At 39.9% G+C, this 12781-nt stretch carries 13 protein-coding genes; 10 read left to right on the top strand and 3 right to left on the bottom strand.

All coding sequences use genetic code 11. From position 1 onward, the window contains the following. Positions 1-103: 103 nt before the first annotated feature. Together H6541_05635 and H6541_05630 are read left to right on the top strand one after the other, a co-directional pair. Complete coding sequence (locus tag H6541_05635) at positions 104-997, top strand: hypothetical protein (GenBank protein MCB9015259.1); 894 nt, start codon at positions 104-106, stop codon at positions 995-997. A gap of 9 nt (positions 998-1006) precedes the next feature. After that, positions 1007-1465, top strand: a complete 459-nt coding sequence (locus tag H6541_05630; GenBank protein ID MCB9015258.1) for an HIT family protein — start codon at positions 1007-1009, stop codon at positions 1463-1465. A gap of 45 nt (positions 1466-1510) precedes the next feature. On the opposite strand, the gene H6541_05625 is transcribed toward H6541_05630, so the two are convergent. After that, positions 1511-2431, bottom strand: coding sequence for a DMT family transporter (locus tag H6541_05625; GenBank protein ID MCB9015257.1), 921 nt, complete (start codon positions 2429-2431; stop codon positions 1511-1513). Positions 2432-2762: 331 nt separating this feature from the next. Here H6541_05625 and H6541_05620 point away from each other — a divergent pair, with 331 nt between their 5' ends. The 5 genes from H6541_05620 to H6541_05600 all read left to right on the top strand — a co-directional run bounded on the left by H6541_05620 (position 2763) and on the right by H6541_05600 (position 7286). Next, on the top strand, positions 2763-3377 hold the full coding sequence (locus H6541_05620; GenBank protein ID MCB9015256.1) for a YigZ family protein: 615 nt from the start codon (positions 2763-2765) through the stop codon (positions 3375-3377). A 244-nt stretch (positions 3378-3621) separates the two neighbouring features. Further along, positions 3622-5058: a chromosomal replication initiator protein DnaA gene (gene dnaA, locus H6541_05615; protein ID MCB9015255.1), complete on the top strand. Its 1437-nt coding sequence runs from the start codon at positions 3622-3624 to the stop codon at positions 5056-5058. Positions 5059-5142: 84 nt separating this feature from the next. Next, on the top strand, positions 5143-5619 hold the full coding sequence (locus H6541_05610; GenBank protein MCB9015254.1) for a low molecular weight phosphotyrosine protein phosphatase: 477 nt from the start codon (positions 5143-5145) through the stop codon (positions 5617-5619). Next, a complete protein-coding gene (locus tag H6541_05605) occupies positions 5616-6560 on the top strand; it encodes a pyridoxal-phosphate dependent enzyme (protein MCB9015253.1) in 945 nt (314 codons plus the stop codon). Before H6541_05610 ends, H6541_05605 begins: the two co-directional genes overlap by 4 nt. A 12-nt stretch (positions 6561-6572) precedes the next feature. Then, positions 6573-7286 (top strand): SAM-dependent methyltransferase, encoded by a 714-nt coding sequence (locus H6541_05600; protein ID MCB9015252.1) that lies wholly within the window; start codon positions 6573-6575, stop codon positions 7284-7286. A gap of 54 nt (positions 7287-7340) precedes the next feature. On the opposite strand, the gene H6541_05595 is transcribed toward H6541_05600, so the two are convergent. Then, complete coding sequence (locus H6541_05595) at positions 7341-7847, bottom strand: FKBP-type peptidyl-prolyl cis-trans isomerase (GenBank protein MCB9015251.1); 507 nt, start codon at positions 7845-7847, stop codon at positions 7341-7343. Between the two features lie 101 nt (positions 7848-7948). Between H6541_05595 and H6541_05590 the strand changes: the two genes are divergently transcribed. Both H6541_05590 and H6541_05585 read left to right on the top strand, forming a co-directional pair. Then, entirely contained in the window at positions 7949-8947 is a 999-nt protein-coding gene (locus H6541_05590) for an ATP-binding cassette domain-containing protein (GenBank protein MCB9015250.1), read from the top strand. 21 nt (positions 8948-8968) lie between these two features. Further along, entirely contained in the window at positions 8969-9781 is an 813-nt protein-coding gene (locus tag H6541_05585) for an ABC transporter permease subunit (protein MCB9015249.1), read from the top strand. Here H6541_05585 and H6541_05580 read toward each other — a convergent pair. After that, entirely contained in the window at positions 9776-12124 is a 2349-nt protein-coding gene (locus H6541_05580) for a transglycosylase domain-containing protein (GenBank protein ID MCB9015248.1), read from the bottom strand. The genes H6541_05585 and H6541_05580 overlap by 6 nt on opposite strands. Positions 12125-12348: 224 nt before the next feature. On the opposite strand from H6541_05580, the gene H6541_05575 reads away from it, so the two are divergent. Continuing rightward, positions 12349-12780 carry a hypothetical protein gene (locus tag H6541_05575; protein ID MCB9015247.1) on the top strand — a complete coding sequence of 144 codons (432 nt, stop codon included), beginning with the start codon at positions 12349-12351 and terminating at the stop codon, positions 12778-12780. Position 12781 lies beyond the last annotated feature (1 nt).

Here is a 12781-nt window from a genome sequence, read left to right as displayed (position 1 = left end):
GAATGTAAAAACGAATGCAGAACAATGTTTAAAAGTTGGTTTAAGGTTAAAAGGATTGCCGGTTAGAGCGCAGTTTTTATGCAGGCCGTTTCTAAAAAAAACCATGCCAGATGAAACTAAAGCTGCCATGCTTTTTTATGCAGTGGCTATTTGTCATCAAACACGTGCGCTTAAAAGTGAAACCTTGCAATTGTTTGGATGGGAGTATATTGAAGATTCATTTCTGAAACTTGCAGAAATCAACTCCTGGTTGCTTGACCCTAAAGCTATTATTCACGCAGATTTATCAACAATAAAAAATGCATTAGCTGTTGCTTTCAGCGACAATGGTTTAGCAGAGCAAAGTACACTTGACAGGCTCGGGGAACGAAGCATTTTAATGAAAGACACCAGTACTCTGGTTCTTAATGAAGCTGATGGCAGTTTCATCAAGCTGCTGCAACAAACCGACAGCTTCCTTATAAATAACGGAAAGGGATATTATGAAATACTGTCAAAGTACGATACGTTTAGCGACCCGATGCGTAAAAAATCTTCATTTCTTGCTAAATTGCTAATGGATGCCGGTCTGTTCTCGATTCGCGACAACCACCATTACATTCCTATAATGGATTACCATATGCAACGGGTACTTTTAAGACTGGGCTGTGTGGAAGTATTATCTGAATCATTGAAAAAATCACTGCAAAACAGAGAGCCACTTCCAACCGATGCTCCTGTAAGACAAGCTTGTATTGAAGCTATAAATCTTATTTCAACAGCTTCAGGAACAGCAAAATGGCAAATGAACGATTATTTCTGGACTTTAGGACGCTCGTGCTGCGACGAAACCACCCTTTGCCATGACAAACACTGCGCTAAACATCCATGCTCATTTGAATCAATAATTTCAGTTTCTGACCACAAGCACTGCAGTTTCGAACAACAATGCAAAGGTTATAGTGACATAACTTATAGAATGTTACGCGAACCTATGGTTAACACTCACTTTTACTAAATCTTAAAAATGAACAACTGCCCCTTTTGCCATCTTACCATAGCTCATAAAGCATTTGCCGAACTTGACGGTAACATTGCCGTGTATAACATTTCTCCTATTCTTGAGGGTCACAGCCTGATCATCCCCGTTAAACACTACGAAAGCCTTTTTGAAATGACCGAGGATGAAATTTCATCCTTTTTCTCCTTTGCCAGAAAAGTTACGGCATTTTTATGTGAGATTTATGAAGCTGATGCGTGGGATTGGTCTTTACAGGAAGGCGAAGAAGCAGGACAAAGTGTCAAACATCTTCATTTGCACATAATTCCCCGAAAACCATCAGATTTAAAAGAAGGAGAAGAGTGGTACCAAAAACTCAGACAGCAGCAATTTGAAGCACCTGATAACAACGGGCGTCATAGATTAAGTGAAACGGATTACAGCAAAATTTCCGGGCATCTGCGCAACAGCTGGAAAAAGCATTAGCTTAACCGGCAATGCCTGCCAGGTGAGCCGGGTTAAACAAACCAATTAAATAAAAAACAGGGAAACACCCACCACAGCGATAACAGCGCCTATAATTTCCCTTAAACTGACCTTCTCTTTCAGAATAAAAACTGATGGAGCAATAATCATTACAGGAACAATTGACATGATGGTTGACGCAATGCCTGAGGAGGTGAATTTGACAGCCATTAAAGAGAACGAAACGCCTAAAAATGGGCCGAAGAAGGCGCCAATTGAAAGGTTTTTCATTGCCGGCAGGTTCGAAAAGGCATCTTTCACCCTGAACCAGGCACCGTAAATAGTAATAACTAAAGCAAATCCCAGCACACCAGTTATTACCCTTATCTGGCTTGCAGCAAAAACATCATAATCCTGCATTCCATATTTACTAAGCACCAGCCCTACACCCTGTCCGGCCGCACCACCAAAAGCTAGAAGCAATCCTTTGACGGGATACTTAAACCTGATATTTAAGCGGTTGCCTGATGAAGATTCAGGATTTTTTTCTTTACGGGAAAGGATCGTCAGGCTGATTCCTGCAAAAGTTATCACCATTCCGGCTAATGATTGAAAATTCATCTTTTCACCAAGCATCAGCCATCCTGTAACAGCAGCAATGGGAGGTGCCAAAGCCATAATGAGCATAGAAATTCTGGCTCCCACAACAACATATGACTGAAATAAGAACAAATCACCAATTACAAATCCTACCAATCCTGAAACAGAAAGCCAAACCCAATTATGATAACTGGCATGCGCAGGAAAGAAAAACCCGGTTGAAAAAAAACCGAAGATTCCCAAAAAAATGAATGCAAGAAATAACCTGAGGATATTAACAGCCAGTGAGCCAATTTTCTTACTGGCAGATTCAAAGGCAATAGCTGTAATAGTCCAGAATACAGCTGTTAATAAAGCGGCAAGTTCGCCAGTATAGGTATGTGACATATTTTAAAAATAGTGAGCGCAAAATTAACACCCTTATAAAAGCAAAATGCAGTTTACTATAAATGTTATGAACACATTGTTTATTACTTTAGAGATTTAACTTGCAATACATTAACTACCCATATGCAAAACAAAAATCTGGAAAATGTTGATTATCAAACGACCAGAGATTTAAAATTCAATCACTATTTGGAATCTGTAAAAATTCAAAAATAAAAACACAAAAAAGCCGGATTTCACCATGTTTTTATTAAGTTTGAAAAATGTATAATGAGATGACCATTCTGCTACAAAACACTACTAATTAGCTAATAAACCATTTAATTTTATTATGTTATTTGATGACACCTACCGTACTATTGCTGCTCGGTCGACCGGACTTTATAAAGAGAAGGGAAGCAAGTTTATTGCAATAGCTACACCAGTTAAAAATGACACAGAAGTTAAATCGATACTCGAACAATTAAGGAAAGAATACTACGACGCCCGGCATCATTGTTATGCATACGTTATTGGATTTGACAAATCGCAATGGAGAGTAAATGACGATGGAGAGCCATCGGGAACGGCGGGAAGGCCAATTCACGGCCAAATACAATCGCACGATCTTACAAACATTCTGATTGTTGTAATCCGGTACTTTGGAGGAATAAAGCTTGGCGTAAGTGGTTTGATAAATGCATATAAATCAGCTGCTGCTGACGCTCTGGCTCAAGCAGAAATAGTGGAAAAGACTGTAAATGAGATTTATGAATTAAAGTTCAGCTACGAGGCCATGAATGATGTTATGAAAATAGTGAAAGATGAGAACCTTGAACTGATCAGCACTCAATTTGATCTTGAATGCAGTCTGACTTACCGAATCAGAAGAAACGATGCCGATAAAGTGAATGAGAAATTCAGAAAAACATATAAATGTAATATCATATATATCAAGTCTGAATAACTCTTATCAATCAAGGCCGGTCGCTGGATCAACGGCTTTCATTGTACGCATATTTTTCTGATTTTGCAAGTGAAAAATTTATTTTTTTTTTAACTTTTTTTCTGTCAATTTTGTTGAAAAATGCAATCAGAAGGATTAAAAACTAAAAGTTCTGACAATGAGAGAGAATGCATTTTTAGATTAATTCATTAATCAGGAAAGACCAGAAGTTATTTTTTGATTACAACTTTTTACGTAAGGGAGAATGAGAGAAGTACATCAAGAAGTTTGGGAGAATTGCCTAAAGATTATCAAGGACAACATTAATTATCAAAGCTACAAGACATGGTTTTCACCTATCAAACCTATTAAACTAGACGACAGCGTATTAACTATTCAGGTCCCCAGCCAGTTTTTTTACGAATGGCTTGAGGAGCACTACATCAACTTGTTGAAGAAAACTATAAAGAATGAGCTTGGTCCATCTGGTAGGCTGGAATACAGTATTATTATGGAAAATTCAAGCGATCAGCGAGGTCCTTATACCATAAAGGTTCCTACCAGCAACCGAAGTGTTTTAAATAATCCTTCGGTTTCAATGCCTATTGACCTGAACAAAGGCTCTTCAAAAGAGATCCCCAACCCTTTTGTGATTCCAGGTCTTCGCAAAATACAGGTTCATTCTCAGCTTAATGAATCGTATTCGTTCGATAACTTTATTGAAGGTGACTGTAATCGCCTGGCGCGTTCAGCAGGTTATGCTGTAGCAACCAACCCCGGCAAAACGGCCTTTAACCCTATATTTATATATAGTGCTAACGGCCTTGGAAAAACACACCTCGCCCATGCTATCGGCATTCAGGTGAAAAACAATTTCCCTGATAAAACAGTATTGTATGTTACCGCTGAGCAGTTTATTCAACAATTTGTGGACGCAGTCAAAAATCAAAACCAAAATGACTTCGTACATTTTTATCAAATGATTGATGTGCTGCTTATTGATGACATTCAGTTCCTTTCCGGTAAAGAAAAAACCCAGGATGTATTTTTCCACATCTTCAACCATCTTCATCAAAACGGAAATCAGCTCGTTATTACGTCTGATAAAGCTCCTGTTGAAATGAAGGGCATTGAACCCCGGCTTCTTTCGCGTTTTAAATGGGGATTGGCAGCTGATTTACAGGTCCCGGATCTAGAAACACGCATCGCTATCCTGAACAAAAGGCTTTATAAGGACGGCATCGACATGCCACAGGATGTAATTGAATACCTGGCATATAGCATCACTACAAACGTAAGGGAACTTGAAGGTGCTCTTATCTCACTGATGGCTCAATCTTCGCTCAACAAAAAAGCGATTACCATTGAGCTGGCCCGCCAGATGATTGATAAGTTTGTAAAAAACACCTCAAAAGAAATTTCAATTGATTATATCCAAAAAGTGGTGTGCGATTTCTTTAACATTCATGTGGAACATCTCAACTCAAAAACCAGGAAACGTGAAATTGTTCAGGCCAGACAACTTGCCATGTTCTTTTCCAAAAAACACACCAAATCATCGCTTGCCACCATTGGCCTGCATTGCGGAAATAAAGATCATGCCACTGTATTACACGCCTGTCGCACTGTAAACAACCTCATAGAAACTGACAAAAATTTCAGGAACTATGTAGAAGAAATTGAAAAAAAGATTAAAATCTGATTGATTGATTGAAAATATTTATCAATATAAAATAACCTCATCCGGTATATGCCGCGATGAGGTTGTTTGTTAATCGAAACCCTTATGATGAAAATATTAATGGTTTGCCTGGGAAATATATGCAGATCCCCTCTTGCTGAAGGACTTATGCGCCAGAAACTTAACAAATTTCACATTGATGGTGAGGTAAATTCCTGCGGATTCGAGAGTTTTCATATCGGAGATTCTCCCGATTACAGAAGCATTCAGGTGGCTTCAGCTCATGGTGTTGATATTACCCAGCACCGGGGAATTCAATTTAAACCATCGTTTTTCGATTACTACGATCGGATTTATGTCATGGACAGGCATAATTATATGGATGTCATCTCAAAAGCCAGAAATGAAAACGATAAAAAAAAGGTGGATTTTATTATGAATGCTGTCTACCCGGGCAAAAACGCAGCAGTGCCTGACCCATATTATGGCCAGATTTCTGATTTCGAAAAAACATGGGAATTGCTCGACATGGCCACTGAAAAGATTGCTGAAAGTATGATCAATAAACAAAAACGGCCATGATAAAACCAGATAAAACCACCATTGATCAGGCAGCCGGCCGGATAGCACCTTATCTGCACAAAACCCCTCTGCACACATGCAATGCCATCAATCACATGTTTGGCGGCCAAATATTTTTCAAATGCGAAAACTTTCAGAAAGCAGGCGCATTTAAATCCAGAGGCGCAACAAATGCTGTTTTTCAGCTCAGCGAAGCTGAAATTGCCAATGGAGTTGCAACTCACTCCTCAGGAAATCATGCTGCTGCACTTGCATTGGCCGCCAAGCGCCGAAACGCACGGGCTCACATTGTGATGCCTTCAAATTCCAACAAATTAAAAATCAAGGCAGTACAGGAATACGGAGGATTGATTACCTTTTGCGAACCCACTCTTCAGGCACGTGAAAATACCCTGCGTGAAATTCTATTACAAACCAATGCAACTGAAATTCATCCATACAACGATTTGAGAATTATTGCAGGTCAGGCAACTGCTTGCAAGGAAATGATTGAAGAAATAAACGACCTTCAAATATTGATGGCACCGGTTGGAGGTGGAGGTCTGCTGAGTGGCACAGCCTTAGCCGCTCACTATTACGGAAAAGAAATAACAGTCGTTGGGGCTGAACCAAAGGGTGCTGATGACGCATACAAATCGTTCTACTCAAAATCGTTTATACCTTCAGTTAATCCAACAACCATCGCTGACGGATTACTCACCTCACTGGGCAGCATCACTTTCCCTATTATTCTTGACTATGTTCATCAGATGACAACAGTAAGTGAATCATCTATTACAGAAGCCATGAAATTAATTTGGGAACGCATGAAAATAATTGTTGAACCTTCTTCAGCCGTTCCACTTGCCGCCATCCTTGAAGGTAAAGTAGATATCAGACAAAAGCGGGTTGGCATTATCCTCTCAGGAGGAAATGTAGATCTTACAGCATTACCATTTTAATTTCAGAAGAAGATGAAAAACCCAAAAGGTACTTTATTTCTAATCCCTTCTACCATGGGCGACTCAGAGCCTGAAAGGGTACTTCCTGCTTTCAATATGGCATTATTGCAACATATTGATGTGTATATTGTAGAAGAATTGCGCACTGCCAGACGATTTTTAAGAAAATGTGGTTATAAAAAGGACTTTGAAACAACAACTTTTCATTTACTGAATGAGCACACGCACCATGAAGAGTTACATCACATGCTTGATGAAGCCCTAAACGGGAAGGATATCGGGGTGTTGTCAGAAGCCGGATGTCCGGCAGTAGCAGATCCGGGTTCACTGGCTGTAAGAATGGCGCATGAAATGGGCATAAAAGTCGTCCCGCTTGCAGGCCCTTCGTCCATCATTATGGGGTTAATGGCTTCAGGATTCAATGGCCAATACTTTACATTTCACGGATATCTCCCGGTTAAGGAAGCAGACAGAATAAAAAAAATTAAGGAGCTTGAACGGGACATGTACCGTACCAACCAAACGCACATTTTTATTGAGGCACCTTATCGCAACAAACAAATGATAGGCTCATTGCTTTCATCGTGCAGCGACACAAGTATGTTATGCATAGCCAGCAATCTGAGTCTTGCTGACGAATCTGTACGTTCTGCCAGTATAGCCTTCTGGAAAAAAAACATACCCGATCCGGGAAAAAAGCCAACAGTTTATCTGCTTTCAAAATAAAAAAAACGGCCTCAGTCTGCTGAAGCCGTTGATTATAGTCACTTTACCAAAATCTTAGTGATGATGTCCGTGAGGGCCATGCACATGACCGTGGCTTAGCTCCTCTTCGGTTGCATCGCGCAGATCAAGAATTTTACCCGTAAAATAAAGGGTTTTTCCTGCCATTGGATGGTTGAAATCCATTTTAACCTGGTCATTTTCAACTGCAACAACAACACCGTCCATCGGATGGCCTTCATTGTCCTGCATCGGAATAATATTACCAATGGTAAGCATATCAGGATCAATTTTACCTTCAACCATAAAAATATCTATGGGAAGATCAATAATTGCTTCTTCAATAAAATCACCATAAGCATCAGCCGAAGCCAGGGTAAACTCAAAGTTATCATTCACTTTAAGATTGGCCAGATTTGATTCGAACTTGGGGAGCATGTTGCCGGCTCCATAAAGGAACACCAATGGTTCTGAAGCATCAGCCATATCAACAACTTCTCCGCTGGCATTATCAAGCTTAAGTTCATAGGTGAGCGAAACCACCTTGTTTTCTGAAATCGTCATTATTTTCTTTTTTATGAATTGATATTATCAACAGCAGTTTGTTGACTTTGACTTATTAAAGTACAAAACTACATATAATAGCCTTATCAAGACTCATTATCATGTTTTTTTGTAATTTTCAGCTGTCGTATGAGTCTAAACATATCATAACTGCACTCTGGTATTTTGGAAAATGCATAAACACTAGTAACTTGGAAGAAACAGTATTAAGAATGACCAACCTTAGCAAAAGCTATGGCAAAATTAAGGCTCTTGAGGGACTTGATCTTGAAATTGGAAAAGGACAGGTATTTGGGTTGCTGGGCCCCAATGGTAGCGGCAAAACCACTACACTGGGAATTGTTCTGGGAATATTGAACGCCCAAAACGGTCATTTCGAATGGTTTAATCAACCATTATCGACCGGTTCGCTCCAAAAAGTAGGTGCTATTCTCGAACACCCTAACTTTTATCCATACCTGAATGCGACGGATAATTTGCGGATTACTGCCCAGGTTCGGGGTGTTCATCCGGCTGACATTGATCGGGTGCTGGCGCTTGTCAACCTTTCTGACAGAAAGAAGCATAAATACCAAACCTACTCATTTGGCATGAAGCAAAGACTTGCCATTGCCTCGGCCATGCTGGGCAACCCCGAGGTACTAATCCTTGACGAACCCACCAATGGACTTGATCCAAGCGGCATAGCCGAAATCAGAAACCTGATACTGAAAATTGCAGCAGAAGGAACCACCATTATACTGGCCAGTCATTTACTCGATGAAGTGCAGAAAGTGTGCAGCCATGTTGTCGTTCTGGAAAAAGGAAGAAAACTCTTTTCGGGTAAAGTTGATGACATGTTAAGTAATACGGAAATCATTGAACTAAGCGCTGACAACATACCTTTACTTGAAACCGTTGTAAAAGCTTACCCGGCTTATATCTCGCACAAAGTTTCGGGCAACATCCTTGAACTAAAAACCGAAGGCAAATGCGATGCAGCGGCTATAAACAACTTTCTGTTTTCAAATGGAATTGTATGCTCACATATATTTATCCGCAGAAAATCGCTCGAAAATTACTTTCTCGAACTGGTTGGACACAACAATGAAATTCATTAGGCTGAAAGATAAGGCGCAATTATGAAACGTTTACAATCTGCAATCAATGCTGAATTGATTAAAATAATCAATTATCGCACTTTCTGGGTACTTACAGGACTTTATATCTTAACATTAATTGTAGTTCTGTTTGGTATTCAGGCTTTTCTAAACAATGTAACAGTAAATATTAATAACAAGTCACCTTTGCCCGTTCCATCCATAACCGTGTACGCTTTCCCTATGGTATGGCAAAATTTGGCTTATGTAGCCGGCTATTTGAAAGTTTTTCCGGCATTTTTGATCATCATTCTGATTACCAACGAATTCTCATTCAGCACTTTAAAACAGCAACTTATTTCTGGCACCAGCAGGGCAATTTATTTATCTGCCAAAATTATACTTATTGCTTGTTTTTCCATAGCCATCGCTCTAACAGTAGGCTTATGCGGACTGGTTGCCGGACTCCTGCAGCCTACGCCTGATTATTCAAAAATTATTAATCCCGGACTTTGGTTTATTGGTGCTCATGCATTCGAAATATTCAGCTACCTGATTTTTACTGCTTTCATTGCCATTATATTTAAAAGGGCCGGAATTTCTGTGATTCTATTGATGCTTTACACCCTGGTAATTGAAAAAATTCTCGTTTTCAGGCTTCCTGAAAGCCTGGGACAAAAACTCCCTCTTGAATCTATCGGCAATCTGATTCCATTACCTAACAGTCCATTGATGAAGCTTTTTGGAGTATCATTCAGAAACCATACAGCCTGGCAGGACATAGCAAGTTGTTTGATATACAACCTGATATTCATCGCCCTGATGTATCTGATATTGAGAAAAAAGGATTTATAAAGAATCAGGAAATTCTGTTTCAGGCGTTTCTATTGAAGTAGTATCGGGCTTTGTGTATGCAGAAACGCAGGAATAAGGTTTAGAAATTTCAATTTCCGGTTTACTGAATTTCCCTCTGTATTGCTTGAGTGTGGGGTCTTGCAAAACTTTCTCCATATAATATCCGTATTCAGGAAGGGCTGTGCGCAAACCTTCGCCCAGCTGTGAAGTGCGAAATCTCGTATTCCGGTGTTCTCCACCCACCCATACTCCTGAAACCAGTTTAGGCGTTATTCCGATAAACCAGCCATCCGAGAAATTGGATGAAGTACCTGTTTTGCCACCAAAATCAGTATCGTATCTGAACAAATCATACTCCCACAAACCTTGCGTGGTACCTCCCGGTTCAGTTAGTCCTGAGCGCAGCATTATACTCATCAGAAAGGCAATTTCCTCACTTATTACGCGCTTATTGGAAGGTTGGTACTCATATATCACTTTTCCTTCCTGATCTTCAATACGTGTTACAAAAACCGGCTCATTCAACATGCCTCCATTTAAAAAAGCGCAATAGGCATTCACCATTTCGAGCAATGTAACATCACTTGACCCCAGGCAAACAGAAGGCACATTTTTCAGCGGAGAATCTACACCCATGCGCTGAGCACATTCAATAACCTTGTCCCAGCCCACTTCTTCGGTCAATTGAACGGCAATGGAATTTACCGATCGCGCAAATGCATTTTTCAACGTAATACTTCCTCCTGAAAAATTCCAGTCGGCATTGTGAGGCGACCATGTTTTAGCTTCACCATTCTCTGTATACTTAATCGTTACAGGTCTGTCGGCCCGTGTATCGCAAGGACCAAGTCCATGTTCAAAAGCAGCGGTATATACAAATGCTTTAAAAAGCGAGCCTGGCTGCCTGCGCGCCTGATTTACATGATCATACTTAAAATAGTGAAAGTTCACCCCTCCTACCCAGGCTTTAATAAAACCAGTTTTTGGATCCATACTTACAAAACCGGTATTCAGCAAATGCCTGTAATATCGAATGGAGTCCATTGTACTCATCAATGTATCGTTTTTGCCATCCCAGGAAAAGATGCGAAGGCGATGTGGCTTATTCATATAATAATTGATGGAATCTTTGTTTCCATTGTATTTTTTAGATAAGCTCTCAAAATAAGGTGTTTCCTCTGCCAGCTCTTCAATAAAACCCTTAATTTCTTCACCTTTACTGTTAATCCATGGGTTTTCGCCCTTCCAATGCTCAAAAAACCTTTTCTGCAGGCGTTTCATGTGCTTCTCCACTGCCTGCTCAGCATAAGCCTGAAGTTTGGGATCAATGGAAGTATAAATTTTCAGACCTCCTGTGTAGATATTATATCCGCTTTCTTTACTCCATTCCTGTAAACTTCTGGCAACAGCTTCTTTAAAATAGGTAGCGTCATCATCATCAACTCTTTGCCTGAAATGTAACTGAAGTTTAGTATTCATCAGTGAATCAGCTATATTTTTATCCAAAAAGCCATATTTACTCATCTGCGAAAGAATGCTGTTTCTTCTTCTGAGGGCATTTTCAGGATTCTGAACAGGACTATAATAGGAAGGCGCTTTCAACAACCCAATAAGTACTGCCGCTTCTTCAGGCGTAAGCTCTGCGGGTGTTTTATTAAAAAATACAGATGCTGCTGACTTAATTCCAAAGGCATGACTACCAAAATCAACTGTATTCAGATACATGGTCAAAATTTCATCCTTTGAATAAAAAAACTCAAGCTTCAGGGCATTTATCCATTCTTTTGATTTATCAATTATAACCCTCACTCCCGGAATGTAGCCCAACAATCCCTTCCGGTTTTTATGACGGGTTTTGTAAAGGTTTTTAACCAATTGCTGGGTAAGGGTACTTCCCCCTCTTTTATCACCCGTTGCAGTACTCCATACAGCAGCCAGAGTGGCTTTGAAATCAATGCCGTGATGTTGATAAAACCTGATATCTTCAGTGGCAAGTAAAGTATTGATAATAACGGGCGATAATTCAGAAAACTCAACCGGGCTCCGGTCTTCAAGGTAGTATTTTCCAATGATTGAACCGTCAGCAGCATAAAGCTCAGAGGCAACGCTCAAATCGGGGTCTTTCAGATCAATAATCCGGGGAGAAGGACCGAAAAGGCCTAATAAATTGAAATCAACCGATAAAATGACCACCAAAATGAGCATCAGCACCTGAAATATTCGCATTAACAGCCTTTTCCAGGTGGATGATGCATAAGCAGGCAAACTAAAAAAGATGCCAAACACGAACTTCAACACCCTTTTTGCGTAAACTTTGAATACAACAAAATACTCTTTAAGCATTCACGAAATTTTAAACAGTTGATTACCAGTTTATTGTAAATTACAAACAATACATTGAAATTTCGTGCAAGTTACTACCTAATATCGATTGTTAATGCAAAGAAAGTGTAACTTTTTATCGACCTTTACCGTCAGAACTCTAACAAGGCCGCTGTTTAAACAGAAGAACAGCTTTTTTGTTAACTTTATCAACTGTTACAGGATTCCCCATTCAAGACATATTCATGAAAAAGATACTATTACTTCTGATGGTGATGCTTTTGACAAATGTAAGTTTAGTTGCATTTCCTCAAAACAAAGCAGGTCAATATGTAAGAGCCGCTCTTGAAGCCACAAAAAATAAGAACTTTTCTCAGGCTATTTTGTTATGTGACGCAGCCATAAACCTGGATAATACATATGAAACGGCCTATTATCACAGGGGATACAATAAATTACTGCTAAAAGACTACGCCGGGGCGCTGGTTGATTTTACGGTTTGCCTCGACCTTAATTCGGAGAACCTGTATGCCTACCTTTACAGGGGGCTGGCCAATCAAAGAATGGGCAACCGTTGGGCTGCAACCGAAGATTACAATGCAGCCAGAAAAATTGACGCCATGGAAACCCTCGCCTTTCTGACCGGCAATATTTTCAGATCCGGGATAGGAAAATAAT

This window comes from Lentimicrobiaceae bacterium, assembly GCA_020636745.1.
In the GTDB taxonomy this organism is placed as follows: Bacteria; Bacteroidota; Bacteroidia; order Bacteroidales; family Lentimicrobiaceae; genus Lentimicrobium.
The sequence above is the reverse complement of the archived record's forward strand: the minus strand, read 5'-3'. Positions and strand labels throughout refer to the sequence as shown.